26 protein-coding genes are annotated in these 18,500 nt (G+C 65.3%); 9 read left to right on the forward strand and 17 right to left on the reverse strand.

Features of this window, described 5'->3' with window-relative positions:
- Positions 1–52 precede the first annotated feature (52 nt).
- Together OOT43_RS15435 and OOT43_RS15440 are read left to right on the forward strand one after the other, a co-directional pair.
- The gene (locus tag OOT43_RS15435; protein WP_266021449.1) at positions 53–277 is read left to right on the forward strand and encodes a TA system antitoxin ParD family protein; all 225 of its coding nucleotides are present in this window, start codon (positions 53–55) and stop codon (positions 275–277) included.
- A gap of 8 nt (positions 278–285) precedes the next feature.
- On the forward strand, positions 286–552 hold the full coding sequence (locus OOT43_RS15440) for a type II toxin-antitoxin system RelE/ParE family toxin (RefSeq protein ID WP_266021450.1): 267 nt from the start codon (positions 286–288) through the stop codon (positions 550–552).
- Here OOT43_RS15440 and OOT43_RS15445 read toward each other — a convergent pair.
- Genes OOT43_RS15445 through OOT43_RS15460 form a run of 4 tightly spaced genes read right to left on the reverse strand, consistent with a single transcriptional unit; the run spans position 542 to position 4,750 of the window.
- Entirely contained in the window at positions 542–2,032 is a 1,491-nt protein-coding gene (locus tag OOT43_RS15445) for a phage portal protein (RefSeq protein ID WP_266021451.1), read from the reverse strand. The two genes, OOT43_RS15440 and OOT43_RS15445, sit on opposite strands and share 11 nt — an antisense overlap.
- Entirely contained in the window at positions 2,032–2,235 is a 204-nt protein-coding gene (locus tag OOT43_RS15450) for a phage head-tail joining protein (protein WP_266021452.1), read from the reverse strand. Before OOT43_RS15450 ends, OOT43_RS15445 begins: the two co-directional genes overlap by 1 nt.
- A gap of 19 nt (positions 2,236–2,254) precedes the next feature.
- Positions 2,255–4,222: a phage terminase large subunit family protein gene (locus tag OOT43_RS15455; protein ID WP_266021453.1), complete on the reverse strand. Its 1,968-nt coding sequence runs from the start codon at positions 4,220–4,222 to the stop codon at positions 2,255–2,257.
- The gene (locus OOT43_RS15460; RefSeq protein WP_266021454.1) at positions 4,223–4,750 is read right to left on the reverse strand and encodes an elements of external origin; all 528 of its coding nucleotides are present in this window, start codon (positions 4,748–4,750) and stop codon (positions 4,223–4,225) included.
- A 93-nt stretch (positions 4,751–4,843) separates the two neighbouring features.
- Here OOT43_RS15460 and OOT43_RS15465 point away from each other — a divergent pair, with 93 nt between their 5' ends.
- The 4 genes from OOT43_RS15465 (at position 4,844) to OOT43_RS15480 (ending at position 6,243) form a co-directional block, all read left to right on the forward strand.
- A complete protein-coding gene (locus OOT43_RS15465; RefSeq protein ID WP_266021455.1) occupies positions 4,844–5,038 on the forward strand; it encodes a DUF6900 domain-containing protein in 195 nt (64 codons plus the stop codon).
- Positions 5,039–5,135: 97 nt separating this feature from the next.
- On the forward strand, positions 5,136–5,645 hold the full coding sequence (locus tag OOT43_RS15470; RefSeq protein WP_266021456.1) for a DUF3489 domain-containing protein: 510 nt from the start codon (positions 5,136–5,138) through the stop codon (positions 5,643–5,645).
- 110 nt (positions 5,646–5,755) lie between these two features.
- On the forward strand, positions 5,756–5,965 hold the full coding sequence (locus tag OOT43_RS15475; protein WP_266021457.1) for a TA system antitoxin ParD family protein: 210 nt from the start codon (positions 5,756–5,758) through the stop codon (positions 5,963–5,965).
- Positions 5,965–6,243, forward strand: coding sequence for a type II toxin-antitoxin system RelE/ParE family toxin (locus OOT43_RS15480; protein ID WP_266021458.1), 279 nt, complete (start codon positions 5,965–5,967; stop codon positions 6,241–6,243). The genes OOT43_RS15475 and OOT43_RS15480 overlap by 1 nt, the downstream gene beginning before the upstream one ends.
- A 6-nt stretch (positions 6,244–6,249) precedes the next feature.
- On the opposite strand, the gene OOT43_RS15485 is transcribed toward OOT43_RS15480, so the two are convergent.
- Positions 6,250–7,512, reverse strand: a complete 1,263-nt coding sequence (locus OOT43_RS15485) for a site-specific DNA-methyltransferase (RefSeq protein WP_266021459.1) — start codon at positions 7,510–7,512, stop codon at positions 6,250–6,252.
- A 42-nt stretch (positions 7,513–7,554) separates the two neighbouring features.
- Here OOT43_RS15485 and OOT43_RS15490 point away from each other — a divergent pair, with 42 nt between their 5' ends.
- The 3 genes from OOT43_RS15490 to OOT43_RS15500 are packed head-to-tail and all read left to right on the forward strand — an operon-like array spanning position 7,555 to position 8,478.
- A complete protein-coding gene (locus OOT43_RS15490) occupies positions 7,555–7,836 on the forward strand; it encodes a type II toxin-antitoxin system Phd/YefM family antitoxin (RefSeq protein WP_266021460.1) in 282 nt (93 codons plus the stop codon).
- Positions 7,837–7,892: 56 nt separating this feature from the next.
- Positions 7,893–8,150: a type II toxin-antitoxin system RelE family toxin gene (locus tag OOT43_RS15495; RefSeq protein ID WP_266021461.1), complete on the forward strand. Its 258-nt coding sequence runs from the start codon at positions 7,893–7,895 to the stop codon at positions 8,148–8,150.
- The gene (locus OOT43_RS15500) at positions 8,134–8,478 is read left to right on the forward strand and encodes a helix-turn-helix domain-containing protein (protein WP_266021462.1); all 345 of its coding nucleotides are present in this window, start codon (positions 8,134–8,136) and stop codon (positions 8,476–8,478) included. Before OOT43_RS15495 ends, OOT43_RS15500 begins: the two co-directional genes overlap by 17 nt.
- A gap of 31 nt (positions 8,479–8,509) precedes the next feature.
- Here the strand turns inward: OOT43_RS15500 and OOT43_RS15505 are convergent, their stop codons facing one another.
- The 12 genes from OOT43_RS15505 to OOT43_RS15560 form a co-directional block, all read right to left on the reverse strand.
- Complete coding sequence (locus OOT43_RS15505; RefSeq protein ID WP_266021463.1) at positions 8,510–9,904, reverse strand: site-specific DNA-methyltransferase; 1,395 nt, start codon at positions 9,902–9,904, stop codon at positions 8,510–8,512.
- Positions 9,905–10,509: 605 nt separating this feature from the next.
- Positions 10,510–10,833, reverse strand: a complete 324-nt coding sequence (locus OOT43_RS15510) for a helix-turn-helix domain-containing protein (protein WP_266021464.1) — start codon at positions 10,831–10,833, stop codon at positions 10,510–10,512.
- A gap of 113 nt (positions 10,834–10,946) precedes the next feature.
- A complete protein-coding gene (locus OOT43_RS15515; RefSeq protein ID WP_266021465.1) occupies positions 10,947–11,297 on the reverse strand; it encodes an HVO_A0114 family putative DNA-binding protein in 351 nt (116 codons plus the stop codon).
- Positions 11,294–11,659, reverse strand: a complete 366-nt coding sequence (locus tag OOT43_RS15520) for a toxin-antitoxin system TumE family protein (RefSeq protein WP_266021466.1) — start codon at positions 11,657–11,659, stop codon at positions 11,294–11,296. The genes OOT43_RS15515 and OOT43_RS15520 overlap by 4 nt, the downstream gene beginning before the upstream one ends.
- Positions 11,660–11,706: 47 nt before the next feature.
- Positions 11,707–12,078 (reverse strand): DUF6362 family protein, encoded by a 372-nt coding sequence (locus OOT43_RS15525; RefSeq protein ID WP_266021467.1) that lies wholly within the window; start codon positions 12,076–12,078, stop codon positions 11,707–11,709.
- Positions 12,071–12,280, reverse strand: a complete 210-nt coding sequence (locus OOT43_RS15530) for a hypothetical protein (RefSeq protein WP_266021468.1) — start codon at positions 12,278–12,280, stop codon at positions 12,071–12,073. Before OOT43_RS15530 ends, OOT43_RS15525 begins: the two co-directional genes overlap by 8 nt.
- Positions 12,277–13,056 carry a crossover junction endodeoxyribonuclease RuvC gene (locus tag OOT43_RS20705; protein WP_266021469.1) on the reverse strand — a complete coding sequence of 260 codons (780 nt, stop codon included), beginning with the start codon at positions 13,054–13,056 and terminating at the stop codon, positions 12,277–12,279. Before OOT43_RS20705 ends, OOT43_RS15530 begins: the two co-directional genes overlap by 4 nt.
- A complete protein-coding gene (locus OOT43_RS15540; protein WP_266021470.1) occupies positions 13,053–15,206 on the reverse strand; it encodes an AAA family ATPase in 2,154 nt (717 codons plus the stop codon). The genes OOT43_RS20705 and OOT43_RS15540 overlap by 4 nt, the downstream gene beginning before the upstream one ends.
- Positions 15,199–15,558 (reverse strand): hypothetical protein, encoded by a 360-nt coding sequence (locus OOT43_RS15545; RefSeq protein WP_266021471.1) that lies wholly within the window; start codon positions 15,556–15,558, stop codon positions 15,199–15,201. The genes OOT43_RS15540 and OOT43_RS15545 overlap by 8 nt, the downstream gene beginning before the upstream one ends.
- Positions 15,555–16,319: a hypothetical protein gene (locus OOT43_RS15550; RefSeq protein ID WP_266021472.1), complete on the reverse strand. Its 765-nt coding sequence runs from the start codon at positions 16,317–16,319 to the stop codon at positions 15,555–15,557. The genes OOT43_RS15545 and OOT43_RS15550 overlap by 4 nt, the downstream gene beginning before the upstream one ends.
- On the reverse strand, positions 16,303–16,659 hold the full coding sequence (locus OOT43_RS15555; protein WP_266021473.1) for a DUF6511 domain-containing protein: 357 nt from the start codon (positions 16,657–16,659) through the stop codon (positions 16,303–16,305). Before OOT43_RS15555 ends, OOT43_RS15550 begins: the two co-directional genes overlap by 17 nt.
- A 145-nt stretch (positions 16,660–16,804) precedes the next feature.
- Positions 16,805–18,490 carry a DEAD/DEAH box helicase gene (locus OOT43_RS15560; protein ID WP_266021474.1) on the reverse strand — a complete coding sequence of 562 codons (1,686 nt, stop codon included), beginning with the start codon at positions 18,488–18,490 and terminating at the stop codon, positions 16,805–16,807.
- Between the last annotated feature and the right edge of the window lie 10 nt (positions 18,491–18,500).

An 18,500-nucleotide genomic window follows, 5' to 3' on the forward strand; every position in this document is an offset into this window, starting at 1 on the left:
CCCACCTCGGTCGCTCTGACTACAATTGTGGCGAACCACTTGAGAACTGATCATGAGCGTCTCCGTCCGTATCGATGAAACCTTGATCGAGGAAGCCCGCGCGGCGGCCAAGGCCGAGTTCCGCACCGTGCAGGGGCAGATCGAGTTCTGGGCCAAAGTCGGGCGCGCCGCGCTGGACAACCCGGATTTGCCGGCTTCCTTCATCGCCGAAAGCCTGATGGCGCTGAATGAGTCGCGTGAGCAAGCCACGCCGTTCGTGCCGCGCACCCGTCGGTGAACTGGCAGGTGCTGCAGACGCGCCGTTTCGCGCGTGCCTACAAGAAACTGCACGATCCAGTGGCGGCCGACGTCGATGCGGCGGTCGAGGTGATCGCCAGCGATCCGGGCGTCGGTGAGAAAAAGAAAGGCGATCTGGCCCGGCTGTGGGTCTATAAAATCCGCAGCCAGGTGCAGCTCTACCTGCTCGGCTACACCCGCGATGACGGCTTGAGCCTGGTCTATCTCGAGGCCGTGGGGCCGCACGAGAATTTCTATCGCGACCTCAAACGCTGACCCGGTTTCCACCGGCTGCCGGCGCCGATCCCCTGGCCGGCGCGGCAGCGCGGTCATGCCGGGGGTCCGAATCGAACACCAGCCCCAATGCATCCGCCCGGGCGTTGTCGGCGGCGATCTCCCGGTCGACGTCTTCGGCGTCGTAACCAAAGGCCGAGATCGCCTCCGAACGCGACAGGAGGCCGGCCCGGATCGCCGTCTGCAAGGCATCGAACTCCTTCTTGGGATCGACCCACTGCCAGCCCTGCGGGATCCATTTCACCGCCAGGTAGTCGCGTGGCCTGCGGCTGAAGCCGGGAAGTTCCAGGGCACCCTCCAGCACCGCCTGGGTCATCCAGGCCCGCCATACCGGCCGGCACAGCTGGAACACGATGACGCCGTGCTGGATCGCCTCGCAGCGGCGGCGGAACTCCAGCAGCCCCGCGCGGATCGAGGAGTAGTTGACCTGGGTCAGGTCGCCGGTCAGCATCTCGTAGGTGATGCCCATGGCCGCCGCCACCGCCCGGAACTGCATACGCAGGAACTCGGCATAGCTCGCCCCCACATCGGCCGGCTGGCTGAACCGCACGTCCTCGCCCGGCTCCAGCAGCTGCAGGGTCCCCGGTTCCAGCCCCGCCAGGGCCACCCCCTGGGCGTCGGCCGGTCCTTCGCCCATGAGCGGATCCTCCGGCGCCAGCCGGGTGATGAAGCCGGCGAACATCGCCGCGGTCTTCTTCCGCACCAGCTCGGCGTCGTCGTACTGGTCCAGCTCATGCAGCTTCACCAACGCCCGCGCCAGCCAGGGCTCGCCCCGGATCTGGCCGGGGCGCAGGGGACGGAACAGATGGATTACCTCGCTGGCGTCGACCCGCACCGTGTCCAAGCCGCCCGCCCCGGACATCGGCGCCAAGGCGCCGTCCTCCGGATGCGAGCGGTACAGGTGATAGGCCACCCGCCGTCCCAACCGATCGAATTCGATGCCGGCTCGGATCACGTTCCCTGAAGGCAGCTCCCGGTTCAGGGCGACGGGCAGATGTTCCGGCTCCAGCACCTGCAGCTGGAGTCCTACGCTCAAGCCATCCTCCGGCCGCCGGTAGCGCAGCCGCACCAGCGCCTCGCCGCCTTCCACCAGGGCGCGGCAGGCCAGGGCCTGCAGCCCGTAGACATCGGTCAGTCCGGCCGCATCGGCGTCATCGCCCCAGTGGGCCCAGAGCGCCTGGATGGCGGAGCGGACCGTGACGTCGGCCGCCATCGACTGCGGCTTGATGCCGGTGCCGATGGCATTGGCCACATAAGCCTCCACCCCGGCGGCGGCCCAGACGTTGCGCCGCACTTGGTCGCGGCTCTTGGCCCGCAGCTCGTCCTGGCTGTAGGCCAGCGCCGCCACCGCGCCCGGATTGCCGACCTGCCAGGCCAGCGCCCGGCGGCCGCCGCCGGTGCCGTCGTAGGTCGGCGCCGGTCCGCCGAACAGCCCCAAGCGCAACCGCTGCCACCAGCCCATCAGGTGGCCTTGCGCGTGGTGATGCGGAGCTGCCGGGCCACCGGTCCGACCTGGGCCGCCAAGCCGCGTTTCACCTCGCGGATCGCTGCCTTCAGCTCCTCCACCGAGCGGTACTCGACACTGCGGTCCTGGAACGTCACCCGACGCTCGCCCCGGGCCAGGGCGGTTTCCAGGGCTTGCAGGTGTTCTGCGGAATAGGCCATCGATAAGCTTTCTTCGGTCTCAAGCCAGCCAGCGGCTGCGGATCACCCGGCGCGAAGATCGACCGGGGCTGGAAACGGAACGCCCACCGGAGTCGGTGGGCGCTGGGGGATCGATCGGTTGTAACGGCGGTTCGGAATCCGGCGGCGGACCGACACCGAGCTGTTCCTCCAGGGCGCGCCAATGTCGTTCCTCGTAGCGGTCCAGCCCGGCGGCCGCGGCAGCGGCCCGGGCGTAGACGTAGCAGTCCAGCGCCTCGTTGCGCTCCCTGAGCTTCTGCCACTCGCGCCGGGCGAAGCCGTGGCGGTCGCGGCGGGTCACCAGCTGCTCGGCGCAGAGCTGCTGCAGGTACTCGGCGTCCATCCTCGGCAGATGGATGTAGCCCGGCGGATAGACCAGGGTGGTGCCGTCCTCGCCCACCTCGGCGGTCTTACGCAACGCGTTGTAGAACTCCAGCTTGGCGATGCCGACCGCCACTGCGAACACCTTGATGCCGCGGCGCAGTTTCCGGCCGCCCTGGGTGAGGTCCACCGCGGTGGGGGTGCCGATCAGGGCCGCGCCGCGGGGGACGCCCTTGACCGCCATCACCCGAGGATCCTTGAGTCGGCGGACGAAGGCATAGGCCTCCTGGGTGGCGTAGCCGGTGTCCAGGGCAAGACGCGCCAAGGGCAGCAACGCCCCGACGGCATGGCTCCAGCGTTCCTCGAGCATCGACGCGAGCTCCGCCCATACCGGTTCCCGGCCCGTATCGCCCATCAAAACCCGGTGTTCCACCAGCCAGGCGGACTTGCCGCGGCCGAAGGCCCAGATCGAGACCTCGATGCGATCCTTTTGCACGTCGGCGCCGCCCGCCAACAACAAACCGCCGAGCGGTACCGTGCCGATCGTATAGTCTTCGCGGCGTTCCAGCAGGCGTTGCCAGTCCGGCGTCTCGCCGTCCTCGACCCAGGTCTCGCCCAGCTCGGTGTTCTTGAAGGTCTTGATCGCGGACGGGCCACCCGAGACCGGGTGCACCGCACTGTCCCAGGCCGCGGCGATGTCACGCCAGCTGCGCCAGCCTAGCGGGCTGTACAGCGAGGACAGATGAAAACCGGCAGTCTTGGCGCCGTGCTCGGGCGCCAAGGCCCGCCATTCACCCTGTGCCAGCATGTCGCCCTTGTGATGTTCCGGAATCGGCCGTTCGCAGCCTTCGCAGACGTAGCCGACCGTCTCCGGCCGCCCGCGCTCCCAGCGCAGCTGCTCGAAGCGCAGCCATTGGAACTGGCCACAGTGTGGACACGGCACGAAATAGCGGCGCTGGTCCGAGGCCTCGTACTCGCGCTCGATGGCGCTGGCCCCCGAGATCGTCGGGGTCGAGACGATGAAGATCTTGCGGCGGGCGAAGGTGCGGGTGCGGGCCTCGGCCAGCGCGATGGCATCGCCTTCGCCCTCGACGTCCGGCGGATAGCCGTCGACCTCGTCCAGGAACAGGTAGCGTACCGGCATCGAGCGCAGGCCTACCGCGCTGTTGGCCCCGGTCATCACCAAAACTCCGCCGCGGAACTCCTTGGCCAGGATCGTGTTGCCGGAGTCGCGGCTGCGGGCCGGCGCGATCAGCTCGACCAAGGACGGCGACTCCTCGATCAGCGGATCGATGCGCTGGCGGGAGTTGCGCTTGGCCATCTCCACCGTCGGCCACACCGCCATCATCGGGCCAGGCGCGTGATGGACACAAAAACCGATCCAGTTCGAGCCCATCTCGGTGGCGCCGAGTTGAGCCCCTTTCATGAACACCACCCGCTCCACCGGCGAGGCCGGCGACAGGCAATCCATGATCTCGCGCAGGTACGGCGTCCGGGCGGTGCGCCAGCGGCCCGGCTCGGCCGAGGCTTTGCTGGACAGCACCCGGTGGCGGTCGGCCCACTTGGACACGGTCAACAGCGGGTCCGGCGTCAGCCCGTCGCGCCAGGCGCGGGCAATGGCGGTAAGGCCCTCCTCGTCACCGAGCATTCAGTCGACCCGCGGGCGCAGTTCGCCCAGTTCCTGCAGGTGTTCTCGCACGGCCGTCTCCAGGGCGACGTGCAGGGTGTGCGGATCGATACCCAGTTCCGCCGCAAGCGGCGCCGAGATCCGCGCAGGCCAGTTCAGCCAGGCGTCGCGCTCGGCCCGGGCCAGGGTGAACACCTGGGCGATGGCCGCAGCGCGGTCGACCAGATCGCCCTTGAGTTTGGCCAGCCGGACCTTGTTGGTCTGGGCCTTGACCACCTCGTTGACCGTGCGGGCCTGCAGCAGGGAGGTACCGCCGCCGGGCAAGGACGGCCCGCCGTCGTGGGAGGCGTCGGGCACCGCAACCCGTACCGCGGGTTGACGCGTCCCGGCCTTCGGCGCATCCGAATTCCTGGCCCATTCCCGATCGGCCTTGTCCGGATCGATGCTCCCATCGGCTTCGGGCGTGATGCGGCCGGTCCGGATGGCCTTGTGCACGGCGGTGTCGGTGACGCCGCGGTGGCGGGCGTAGGCGCGGATCGAGAGTCCCATCGGCCGCTTCGAATGGCTGTGGATTTTGCTTGGCTTGTGTTCGGAACAGCGCGTTCATGGCGTCGTCATCCACGCCACCACGAGAACTACGCCATGACGCCACGCGACGCCTTACTGACCCGGAACGCCCAGCAGCATCTCGGGATCGATACCCTAGAAACCCAAAACTCGGATCACCTCGATTTCCACGACATGGCGGTCTGGTGCCTCAAAGCCGCGCTGGAGGCGGCGTACCAGGCAGGGATCGAGGCTGGACGGCGCACCAAGTCCGCCGCCGCCAACACTTGAACACATCAATTGCACGCCTGGCGGATCCCGTCGGGCGTCCACTGACAGAGGGACGGCGGCGACGCTGCCCCAAACCCAAGCACTGAGGAGCATCGACATGAACACACTCTCCCTGACCGACACCCAGCGCCGGATCCTCGACCATGCGATCGAGCACACGGCGGGGCGCATCGACTGGTTTCCGGACAACATCAAGGGCGGCGCCCGCCGGAAAGTCCTCGACGGACTGCTCAAGCGAGGATTGATCGCATTGAACGGCGGGGATCATTGCGTCACCGCCGAAGGTTTTGCCGCCGTGGGCCGAACGCCTCCGGTGCCGATATCTCCCAGCGCAGAAACCGAAATGCCCGCCAGCAACGCCGAGGCCGCCGAGGCCAACGCCACCGGGAAGCGAATCCAAAAGAGCCGCGAGGACAGCAAGCAAGCCGAAGTCATCCGGATGCTGCACCGACCCGAAGGCGCCACGATTCCGCAGATCTGCGCCGAGACCGGATGGCAGGCCCACACCGTGCGGGGCGTGTTTGCCGGCGCCTTCAAGAAAAAACTCGGGCTCACTCTGGTGTCGGAGAAGCCGGAAGGGGGCGATCGCATCTACAAGATCGCCTGAACGAGCGGGGGCGCGGGACCGCCTGCGCCCCGCAGCCCCACCGGCGTGATGCGGAAAGTTCCTTCAAGGCACCTTTGGGGCTACACTGCGATTTTGCGCTGGAGGCCGCCATGTCCGTCACCGTCAAACTGTCCGAGCACTTGGTGGAGCAGGCCCGTCGCTATGCTCACATTGAGCACCGTTCGGTGCCCAAGCAGATCGAGCACTGGTCGATGATCGGCAAGATCGCCGAGGAGAACCCGGATCTGCCGTTTACCCTGATCCGCGACATCCTGATCGCCGATGAGGAAGAGGCTGTCGGCGAATATCACTTCGGCTGATGCGCCTGGAAGTTACGCCGACCTTCGATCGGACGGCGAAAAAACTCAATCGGCATCAGAAGATGGACCTCGACGAGGCGGTGCGCGCCATTGCGGACGATCCGGAAATCGGCGTCGCCAAGGTCGGCGATCTGGCCGGTGTTCGGGTCTACAAATTCCGCTTGTCGAATGCGCAGTGTCTGTTGGCTTATCGGATCCTCGCACCGGACACCCTCAAGCTGCTCACCTTCGGTCCGCACGAGAATTTCTACCGCGATCTCAAACGGCTAGACGTCTGAGTCCGATTAAACCGCGGTCGCCTCGGAGGCGAGGGCATCGAACGCGAGCCCATCCGCTTCGCGGGTGGCTTGTTTCCCCGTCCAATCCTCCCATCTACGCACGATGACATCGACGTATTTCGGGTCCAGCTCGATCAGCCGCGCCACCCGTCCCGACTTCTCCGCGGCGATCAGCGTGGTGCCCGAACCGCCGAAGGGGTCGAGCACAAGGTCGCCGGGCCGACTGGAGTTGCGGAGGGCTCGCTCCACCAGTTCCACCGGCTTCATGGTCGGGTGCAGATCGTTCCGGGCCGGCTTGTTGATCTGCCACACATCGCCTTGGTCACGATCGCCGCACCAATGGCGCTGGGCGCCTGCGGCCCAACCGTACAGGATCGGTTCGTACTGGTGCTGGTAATCTGCACGGCCCAGGGTAAACGTGTTCTTGGCCCAGATGATGAACGTCGACCAGTGGCCGCCGGCGGTACGGAAGGCAGACTGCAGCGTATCGAGTTCGCTGGAGGACATAGCGATGTAGACGGCGCCCTTGCAGTGGGCGAGCATCGGAGTCAGCGCCGCCAGCAGAAAGTCCGAGAAGCCCTCGCCCAGGTTGTCGTTCAGGATCGCGCGATGCTTGCCGCGCAGCTTGTCCTTGGCCGAGTTGGCGTAGTTCACATTGTACGGCGGGTCGGTGAACACCATGTCCACAGATTCGCCGGCAAGGAGGCGGTCGTAGTGCTCCGCCAGGGTGGCGTCTCCGCACAGCAGCCGATGGGAGCCCAGGATCCAGACATCGCCCGGCCGAGAGACCGGTTGCACCGGCACGTCGGGCGCCACGTCGTCCTCGGTCTGGCCCTCGGTGACTGATGCCTCGTCGGCCAAAAGGTCCAGCAAGGCGTCGGCATCGAAGCCGGTCAAGCCCAGATCGAAGTCTTCGTCCTGCAGGGCCGTCAGCTCGAGCTTGAGCAAGGACTCATCCCAGCCTGCGTTCTCGGCGATGCGGTTGTCGGCGATCACCAGGGCGCGGCGCTGGGTGGGGCTCAGGTGATCCAGCACGATCACCGGCACCTGGGACAGGCCCAGCTGGCGGGCCGCCGCCCAGCGCCCGTGCCCGGCCACGATCACCCCGTCCGCGCCCGCCAGGATCGGCGCGGTGAAGCCGAACTCGGCGATGGAGGCGGCGATCTGAGCGATCTGCGCGTCCGAGTGGGTGCGGGCATTGCATGCGTAAGGCAGCAACTTGTCGACCGGCCAGGACTCGACCCGGTCGGCTACCCAGGAATGACGCATGCGTTGTACATTGAATGCATTTTGCCGGAAGTGCTTAACGCCATGACGCTCGAAATCACCTACAGCCGGGCCCGCGAGCAACTCGAATCGCTGATGGATCGCACCGTCGATGATTGTGAGGTGATCATCATCCGCCGCCGTTCCGGTGGGGCCGTCGCCATGATTGCGGCCGATGAGCTGGAAAGCCTGATGGAAACCGCGCATCTGCTGCGTTCGCCCCGGAACGCCGAGCGGCTGCTGGCGGCGCTGGCGCGCGCCCGGGCCGGTGAAGTCGAACCGACCCCGCTCCCGGCGTTGAAGCAGGCGCTCGGATTTGAAAAATGAGCGGCTGGCGAATATAACAATAGCTTTCGGATATTGGTTATAATTTGTTATGCGCCATGAAAACGATCGTTTGGCAGCCGAGAGCTCTGAAGCAACTTAAGAAGTTGGGCGACAAGGCGGCTCAACAGCGGATATTGACTGCAACGACAGCGCTGGAGCGGTTCCCGGCAGTGGGTGGCGTCAAGGCGCTGGTCAATCATGCCTGTGGTTACCGGCTGCGCGTGGGCGATTACCGGATTCTGTTCAATGTCCTGGACGCCATCGAGGTGGTCAGCATCGAGGAGGTCAAGAAACGCGATGAAAGCACCTACTGAATACCAGACCATCTACCATGACGGACAGCCTGCTTTCGTGTTGGTGCCGGTCGCCGATTTCGAACGGGTCCGCCCCCTACTCGAACGCCGCAGTGTCCGTGACGCCATTCCCCAAGCGGTGGTGGAAGCCCATGTCCTGCACGATATGCCGCTGATCCGTGCTTGGCGTGAGTACTTGGGGCTGACGCAGGAAGACGTCGCGCAACGGGCCTGCATGCAGCAACCGGCGTTGGCCCGTCTGGAGCGCGGCGACAGTACGCCCCGTAAGGCCACGCTGACCAAGCTCGCCAAGGCCATGGGTCTGAGCGTGGAGCAGTTGGCCGAGTAGCGGCTTCCAAAAGACGATCGGCAGGCGATGATCATCCAGCCGTCGTCTGTATCGCTTGCCGCTGGGAGGCAACCGCTTCCCAAGTTTCGCCGGTGTCTAGCAGTGTCACCGGGATGGCCGGAAAACTCTGACGGAAACGCAGGATCGCGACATCCACATACCCCGGCGCGATCTCCACCGCATACCCCCGGCGCCCGGTGCGCTCCGCCGCCAGCAGGCTGGTCCCCGAACCGCCAAAAGGTTCATATACCGGATCGTCCGGATCCGAGTAGGCGGTCAGGACAAACTCCGGCAGCGCCACGGGAAACACCGCCGGGTGGTCGATGTCCCGTCCGATCTTGCCCTTGTGGCGCATGATGCGGATGACGGAATCGGGGATCCGGCGGTCCTGGGTCGGTTGACCCGCATGGGTCCAACCGCCGACCTCACCGTCCTTGCCACGCAGGGCGGTGGAACTGCCGTCCTGGCGGAGGTGCGTCTCCTGACCTGCGAACTTGCAGGCCACGGTCTTGTTGGGCTTGCGGCTCTGACGGTTGAAGTGGAACACGAACTCGAAGCTCGGCGCCAAGCGTCCCGCCCAGTCGCCCGGCATCCCCGGCCCCTGGTCCCAGACGTACCAGCCGAAACGGCGCCAGCCCTGGGTCCGCATCCACCCCAGCCAGGGATCCCAGTAGGGGATCACCTCGTTGTCGCGATGGATCAGCCCCAGATTCACCAACACCTGGGCATCGTCGGTCAGCGGTAACTGGGCGAACACGCCGCGCATCAGGCCGTCCCAGTCGCCGATGCCGCCGGAGGTGTAGTCGCGCTGATTGTCATACGGAGGCGAGGTAAAGCAGAGACGGGCCAACTCGCCGCCCATCAACGCCGCGACGACGTCCGGGTCCGAGGCATCGCCGCAGATCAACCGATGTCGGCCCAACTGCCAGACATCGCCGGGACGCGACACAGGAGTCGCCGGCGGCTCGGGGACATCATCGGCCGTCTCGGGTTCGCCGTCTTCGGCGTCATCCGAATCTTCGGTATCGATCGACAGCAGAGCTTCCAGCTCATCATCGTTAAACCCCGTCAGCGCCAAGTCGAACCCGGCACCGGACAACTCGGCCAGTTCCAGCGCCAGCAACTCCTCGTCCCAGCCGGCATCGAGAGCCAGGCGGTTGTCGGCCAGCACATAGGCCCGCTTCTGGGCCGGCGAGAGGTGACCCAGTTCGATCACCGGCACCTCCGCCAGCCCCAGGCTGCGGGCGGCCGCCAGGCGGCCGTGCCCGGCGATGATCCCCTGTGCCCCGTCCACCAGGATCGGGTTGGTCCAGCCGAATTCCACGATGCTGGCCGCGATCTTCGCCACCTGATCCACGCTGTGGGTGCGCGGATTGCGGGCATAAGGGATCAACTTTTCCAGCGGACGGTATTCGACCTGCAACATGAAGGGTTCGTAGCAATCCCAAAAAAGTACGGCCCGGCGCAGGGTCCGATCGGAACCTGCAACGAGCCGTAGACACGAGGTAACGCAGCAACAAAAAACCCGCCGACGGCGAACCGGGGCGGGTCTTGGGAAATGAGGTAAGCACCAAGGGTGCAAACCTCGATGGCAGCACCCGGTTTGCAGTGTGGGGTTTGCACCCAGGTTTGCACTGGGGGCGTTGGGCGCTCCCGTGTGAGCGCCAGCACCGGCGCGGCCTCCAGGGTGGTGCGCTCCGGCTGGGGGTGCAAACCGCAAACCCTGCAAACCTTGGTTTGCAGTCTGACGCTAGCGAAATCCCGCGTGCGTTCCCCCCGTAGCCCTCAGGGGCCGGGAAGGACCCGCGACCGTTCGCGGCGGCGGGGCGTCTCGCCCCTTGGGTCACACCTGCTGTACTTTGAGCGCTACTCTACGCCTGCCGACCCCCAGATGCGACAGGCCAAAATCCTGCTGTTTTCGCAGCCGCCCGCAGCGTTCCCCGATGACCTTCAAACGCTATCGACTTCGGTTAAGTTCCCGCATGCAGTGGAGGCGATCACCGGCTCTGATGGCCGCTCAGGCAGCCTGGTTCACAGAAGAAGTTCCAAGCCCTTGCGATCGATCAGGTTGAGTAACTTCAAGGACGGACCGCTCGGCTTCTTGTCGCCGATCTCCCATTTTTGCACGGTCGACAGGCTGGTGTTGAGAAGGTTTGCCAGAACGGCTTGGCTGATCTGGCATCGCTCCCGTAGCGCACGAATGCTGCTGCTGTCATACACCGGGACGGGGCGGAGGCACAGGACATCGAATTCCCGCATCTTGCATTTGTCGATGAATCCCAAACGGTGGAGATCATCGGCCGTTTCATGGACGGCCTCGAGGATTCGGCTATTGGCTTTAGCGGTCTGGGTCATGACATATTTCCTGTAACGTGCCGTCCAATTCGGCTCTGGAACCTTTCCGCCTGGATCAATTCTTAGTCAACGCCTTCAAGGAAATCCGCAACAGTACTTCTACCGTTTTCGAATTAGGCTGCAACGATCCTGAACTCCGTTCCCTTGGCGATGGGGCGGACATGATTTTTTTCACGCTTCATCTCTACGAGGCCGTAATGAGACATCGTCTTCAGCGTTCGAGAAAGGTTGCCGGGCTTCCTGCCCGTCGCTGCCGCAAGAGACGTGATCGATTCAGGTTTTGTTTCTCTGATCACCTTGAGCAGTGCCCTGTTTTCATCGCTCAGGACCTCGGCAAGCGATCTCATCGAAGTGAACCATATCTTGGGATCCCCCGCTTTGGGCTTGAGTTCGCCCCGCGCGATGGCCAGCAGACGCTTGCGAATGTCCTCTTGCGGCATGATGCCTATCACAATGGTTTTCATCGCTTTTTTACCTCCAGCAGAACTTGGTCCACTTCAGAAAAGAAGTCAGCCAACAATTGATGTGCATCCTTGAATTCATACGGAACGCCCGGGTCTCTGGCATGCCGGTGCATGTGGTCGAAGGTTAAACGTCGACCCGCATACTTGAACTTCTTCGGCGGCTTTACGGCGTGGGCATTGTCATAACCGAGTATTCTTTTGCCGTAGGGCTCATGCAGTGTCAGGGAGTAGCGGATGCCATGAGGTACATCGGGCGTTGGCGCAACCTGATAAGCCTCGATCTTGACCCAATATCCGCTGCCCTGATCAATGATCTGGTCCTGTAAATCCAGGAGGGTTTCAATGCCAGGGTCCACTTCCATGCACATATTATATCAGCGGCTAATAAAGTATCCACGCTTGGGAAGCGCTAGCCATTGAGCCGGTCCGCGACCTGTCGCAAGGCCTGCTGCCAACGCCGCTGGGCGGTTCGGGTGCAGCATGCGAACCGCCGGGCGATGTCCTTCCATCCCCGTCGCTCGGCCCGCATCCAGATCAGATGGCGCTGATCTTCCTCCAGCCACAGCACCCAGCGCATCGTTTCCAGCATGCGATCCACCGCATCGGGGCTCGGCTGGACCCGGCACTCGCGGGTCTCGTCGGCATACCCCTCCCAGGCCTGGCGGGCGATGGCCGGCCAGCAGTTGAAATACCCTTGCACCTTGACCGGCGGCAAGTCCTGGGCGGTCCAGGCCGCCTCCTCGAAGCGGGCGGCCACGCGCTCAATCGTCCACTCAGCCACGGCGGGACTCCCGTCGGCCGTACAGCCGCTCGCCGATCTGCCGGATCAACTCCCGCTCGACGAAATCCAGCCGCTCGTCGATCAGATGGACCACCAGGATGCGCTGCTCGCGCCAGCCCTCGCGCTTGACCGCTTCGAGGTCGGTGACCTGCGGCTGCAGCTTTCCCAGCGGGCAACGGGGATTAGGGTTCGGTCCTCTCATACGCCCACCCCTTGGGTCATCCGTGCCCAGTGCAGCAAAGCCAGGGCGTCGGCTTCGTTGTCGTCCACCGGATCGAAGCCCAGTGACCGCATCGCAGCGATCATGGCGGCCTTGTTGGCATTGCCCTGGCCGGTCGCGTGTTTCTTGATCGTTCCCACCGGTACGCCTTGATAGGGAACCCCGTGGTGCTCGCACCAAGCGGTGAGGTGGGCCAGGAACCCGCCATAGGCGTGGGCGGCATCGACGCCGGCATGGCGGCGGACCTCCTCGAAATAGACCGCATCCAGATCGCCGGCGGCTTGCTTGATTTCGGTCAGCCAGCGCTTGAAACGCAGGAAGCGCATCCCGCCGCCTTCGAAGCGTTGGGGCTTGAAGGTTTCGGAGCCGCTGATGACCGTACCGTCCCGCTGATGCAGAGCCCAGCCGGTGTGAGTACCCAGATCGAGGGCCAGCAGCGTGGTCCGGTCACCTTCGTCGTTATCTCCGAGCCCAGAGAGGCCCCTACGGGACGGGGAGAGGGCGCGTAGCGCGCCTCTCCCCCGTAGGGGGAGGGAGTCTCCGCCATCTGGAATTCCATAAATTGTTTCGTATAAACAATCGGTTGCGCCAGATGGCGAGTTGGCGGCGCTGCCATCTGGAAATTCCGCCATCTGGACCGTAAGCGATTGAAGGATATCGATTCTCAGATGGCGGACGTTTGCCATCTGGATCCAGATGGCAGATTTCAAGGGGCAGATGGCGGAGCGTCTGCCATCTGGAATTAGGGTCGTCGTCATGGATGGTCCTCGTCGTGGTAGAGCCAGATCGTGGCGTCTTCGACCGGCAGCAAGGCGCCGGTCTGGGGGCATTTGTAGTGGGAGGGGTAGACCGAAACCGGCCACATCGGGATTTCTCCGGTGTCAGGATCCGGGGGACCTTCCCGCCGTAGCACCATGCCCTCGACGCATTGGTAGCCGAACTTGCTGCGGTGTAACGGGGGAAGTCCGTAGTCCTCGGCGTTACGGAAGAACTTGATGTAACCTTGAGTGGCGAGTACCGAGAGCCGCTCGCGGATCGTGCGTTCCGCGCCCAATCCGGCGCGACCCTCGAAGGCTTCGGCGAACTGGGTGGCGCTGTAGCAGCGCCCATCCGCCGCCTCGTCGAACAGTATCTGCAGGATCACGTCATGCTTGCGCCGGCGCTCGGCATCGAGGCGTTCGGCGTAGTCCTGCAGGACCCGTCGCCCGGTGTTCGCCACCTCGCGCCAAGTACCGTTGAACTTGTCGACGGACTTCACCGGGAGCGCCGCGCCATTGCGCAGCTCGAAGATGAGTTGGCGGGTGGTTTGGGTCTCGTCCGGCCGGAACAGCAGCATCCCGGTGCTGTAGTAGCCCCTGAGGCTGCCGGCTCCGGCCAGGGCCTGGAACGGATCCTCCTCGAAGGGTTTCTTGCCGAGCTTCTTGGTGTGGTGCACCAGCACGAGGCCGGCGTCCGGGTTGACTGCCGTGCGCAGCTGTTCCACCCGCTGCGACAGGAAGAACAGCATCGCGCCGTTATCGTTCTCGCCCCCGGCCTCGCCGCCGTCGAACACATTGCGGATCGGATCGATGGCGATCAGATCGGGCGGAGTGTTGCCGAACGCCTGAACAATGGCCGGGATCACCTGGGCCAGGCCGGCCTCGTCCAGGACCAGACGCAGTTGCGGGGTGGCGACGAAGTTCACCCGCGCCTCGGATATCCGGTGCGACGGTAAGGGGATTCCCTTCACCCGTTCCCGCAGGTAGTGGTACTGCACCTCCGCCTGCAGATAGAACACCCGCAAGGGACGCGGCGGTGTCATGCCGAGGAAGCTGGCCCCCGCCGCCATGTGCATCAGCCAGGCCAGCAGGAAGTCGCTCTTGCCGACCTTGGGCGCCCCGCCGAACACCAAGAGGCCGCCGGGCGTGAGTACGCGCGGCGCAATCAGGTCCGGCGGGACGGGAGAGTCATCATCGAGCAAGGCGCCCAAGGTATGCGTCGGCAATGCCGGGGAGGCGGCCTTGATGACCCGGCGCTCGCCGTGGGTGATGAACGCGACGCAATCGAAGTCCTCGGACACGGCATCGGCTGCGTCCCACTTGTCGGGCTTGTCCGTCGGCGGCACGAGGATGGCCACCGACGCCGCGCCTGCCGCCATGCAGGCACGGGCGGCGTTCTCCGCGTAGTCCCAGCCCGGCGCATCCCGATCCGGCCAGATCAGCACGGCTTTGCCCCGGAGCGGCGACCAGTCGGTCTTGTCGATCGGCGCCTTGGCCCCGTTCATCGCCGTGGTGGCGGCCACACCCTGATGGACCAGCGCGTCGGCGCACCGTTCGCCCTCGACCAGCACCACCTCCTTCGCCTGGGCGATCGCCGGCAAGTTGTAGAGCGGACGCGGGTCGGGGGCGCGCCACAGGCGGGCGCGCACGTCCCACGGCCGGAATTCCTTGCCGGTGGGCGGGTCGTAGCGGTAGACGCAGGCGATCAGCGTGCCGTCCGCCGCGACGTAGTCCCACTTCGCCGTGGCGGGGCCGAGCCGATCCACCGGGGCTTTCTCCCGCAGCGGTGTCGGTTCGACCCGCGCCGTACCCAACAGCTGACCGGCCAGAGCCATCACCTCGGCGAATTGGCCGTGCGTCTCCAGGCCGTGGACAGCGGCGATCAAGGCGAAGAGATCCCCGCCCTCGCCGGTCGCATGGTCGTACCACAACCCGGCCTTTTCGCCCGAAAGCGCCACTTCCAGGCTGTCGCCCGGATCGCCCTGGACGTTGCCGATCGCGAAGGCACCCCCGCGCACCTTGCCGGCCGGGAACAAGGTCTTCAGCACCGACGGCAACCGGGCCAGCAAATCGGCGCGCAGGGCTTCGCGCTGGAGCGTCAGATCGGCGGGGTTGGCAGGCCTGGGCAGCGCGTCGTTGAAGTCAAGCAAGTCCTAGCTCCTTCGGCGTGTGCTTCACTCCGACTCCCTGCGCCGTCTCGCTCGGCAGATACCCGCCCTTGTGCGCAATCGCACGCACGAACGCCGGTTCCAGGCCGACCGCATCGCACCAGAACTCCAGGGCCGGGCCGGCGAGGAAGTACCGCGCCTCGGCGCGGAGGGCGTCGTCCGGATCGATGCAGTCGCCGATGGCCAGGGTGATCACCGCCACTGCCAGGTGGGCTTCGGGGCAGGCGAACACGATATGCCGGCGCAGCAGTTTGTCGATGACCGTCAGACGCACCAGAGGCCTGGGCGGCTGCCGCTGCACCCGTTTGTCATCGGAAGGCTGCCGGGTCTTCATGCCCCGCCTCCCCGGCAGCGCAGGCTCCAAGCACATTGCCGGCACTCGACGTGGGCCGGATCGGCAAAACCCCGCGGCAACAGCTCGCCGGCTTCGGTCGCAGTAATGACACGCACGGCCCGATCCGACATCCGCTGCGCCAGCCCGCCGTCGAAGGGGACGCGCTCGGCGTAGATCTCCATCGAATCCGCGTTGACGGCGGTGAACAGCGCCGGCTGTTCGTGCAGTGCGAGGTAGGCCTGGTATACCGCGATCTGGGCTGCGTAGACCGGCTTGGCTTTGGCCAAGCGGTGCTTCACCAGCTCGCGCCAGGATTTCGCGCCCAGGCATTTGTTCTCCCACAAGGCCGGAGTATCGAAGCGTTCGGGCCCGCCGACGATGACGCCGTCGACATGGCCCTGCAGGTGGCCGTTCAGCGCCGAGAACCCGAACTGCTTGCCGTCGGCCTGATGGGGGCAGAGGCCGAAGCCAGCCGCGCGCAGCCAGCCCACTACCGCCTCCTCGATGCGATGACCGCGTTCGAAGATGCGCAACAGCCGTCCTGAAAACTCACGGCCGGGATCGACCGGCGCCTGGGCGTATTCGTACTGAAGCGCGCGCTCGCAGGCCACGCCGAGGCGAGACGCGCCGAGATAAGTGCGGCGTGGCTCACCGGCCTGGCGACGCTGCAGACCGGCATCGATCAGCGCCGTGAGCCGTTCGTTGAACAAGGCGCCATGGTTGTAATCCAGCATGGTCGCCCCCTCAGAACGGCACGTCATCGGGATCGTGTTCCCGCAGGTGGTCGAAATAGGCGGTCAGCACCACGTCGACCAGTTGCAGGATTTCCGCCCGGCTGTAGGCCGACAGCGGCCGGTCCATGCCGATCGCCGCGACGTAGTCGCCGAGGCGGGGCAGCACGGCCTCCATCGCCGCCTTCTCGTTATGGGTGGGGTCGATCACGACGCCGTCCCTCCGTTTCAGTCGTTGCAGATGGATGTCCTGGCAGCGTCGCGAGCAGAAGCGCTTGAACAGTCGCTTGCCGCCTGAGTCGCGGGGAGCGTCGTGGGACGATGCCCAGCAAAAGCCCCGGCCTTCTCTTCCGCAGATAGCGCAAATCATGGCGTGCATCCCTGTACGCCACCCTTCGGGCAGCCGCTGCGCGGCTGTGCACAAATCCGCCGGGAGCGGATTTGAACAACCGAAGGGGTGCCCGGAGGGTGGGCCACAGGGATGTGGCCCATAGATGTTCTGTCCTGATCATTTGTCAAGCCGCCCTCCGTTGGGTATCGTGGGCCGCGGCATCTGCGCCCAGCACCAAGGATTGAATGGCCCGCTTGTTGAACTGGAACGAAAGCAGCGCGGAGGCTTGGTAGCGCGACAATCCGAAATCGCTTTGCCACTGGGGTGGCAGGTAGCGGAGTTGTTTCTCGGTGGGCGGTTCGTTCAGCCAGCGACGGGTCTTGTGGGCGGTGTCGACGGACTCGTGCTCGTTCAGCCAGTCGTCGGCCTTGGCCATGCAGACGGTGCGTTCGCCTACGCCGAGGAGATGGGTGGGCAGACCCTTGCCGCCGCCCACCGCGTACCAACGGCCGGTCAGGAAGAACACCCCGCCCCAGGCACTGAAGCCGGCGGCCATCAGGGCGTCGTCACTACCGAACAGATCGCACCAGCGGAAGTGCGAGCGTTTCAGCAGATCGATCTCGCTCATGACGAAATCGCTGAGCACACCGCGGTCTTTAGGCTGCCGCTCCCAAAGGTGGCCGCACAGCGGACACGCCAGACAGGCTGCAGGAACGATCGCGCCGCATTCGGGGCAGTCTTTGGTCGGCGCCTCGCCCTGGCCCAGATGGCCGTCGAGATCGACCGTCTGTTCAAGGGTGCCGTGCATCAGGCTGGCGGTGCCGAAATCCAGCACGATGCAGTCGGTCTTGATGGCACCGGGAAAGACTTCCGGGTCCACCGTGCGCAGGCCCCGGCCCACCATCTGGATGAAGGTGGACTGGTGGGAGCTTGGCCGCAACAACACCACACAGCCGGTCGGTGGGTAGTCGTAGCCTTCCGTCAGCACCGCCACGTTGACTACGACTTGGGCCGGCCCGGACTCATAGTCGGCCAAGCGCGCCTTGCGCTCGGCGTCGGACAAGTCGCCATGGATCAGCACCGCGTGGATCCCAGCGGCGATGAAGGCCTCGTAGACATGGCGGGCATGTGCCACCGTCGAGCAGAACACGATGGACTTCCGCCCGGAGGCCTTGTCCTGCCAGTGTTGGATGACCGCGTCGGTGACCAGCTGCTTGTCGAAGATCGATGCCACCTCGTCCATGTCGAAGTCGATCGCGGTGCGGCGGACCTGCTGCAAGGCTGCCTGTACACCGATGTCGATGACGAAGGTGCGGGGCGGCACCAAGTGGCCGGAGGCGATGAGCTCGCCCAGGGTGATCTGGTCGGCTACGTTGGAGAACACCTCGCGCAGGCCTTTGCCGTCGCCCCGGTTCGGCGTCGCGGTTAGGCCACAAAGCAGGGCCTTCGGATTGCGGGACCGTACCCGGTCGATCACCGCACGATAGCTGGGCGAGGCGGCGTGGTGCGCTTCATCGATCACCAGAAGATCGAGCGTCGGCATCTGCTCGAGATGTCGGCCTCGCGCCAAGGTTTGCACCATGGCGAAAGTGGCCGCACCGGCCCAGGATTTCTCCAGGGCGTCGAACACCGAGGTGGTCAGCCCCGGATTGACGCGGCCGAACTTCTCCCGGTTCTGGGCGGTGAGTTCGTCGCGGTGGGCGAGGATGCAGGCCTTGGCGTCCGGCTCCTCCAGCACGCCGCCGGCCACCGCCGACAGCATGATGGTCTTGCCCGAGCCGGTGGGACCGATGGCCAAGGTGTTGCCGTGCTGATGCAGCGCCGCGAGCGAGCGCTCCACCAGCAGGGTCTGACGGGGACGAAGCATCATGGCGATGTCC

This window comes from Methylococcus mesophilus (assembly GCF_026247885.1).
GTDB lineage: Bacteria > Pseudomonadota > Gammaproteobacteria > Methylococcales > Methylococcaceae > Methylococcus > Methylococcus mesophilus.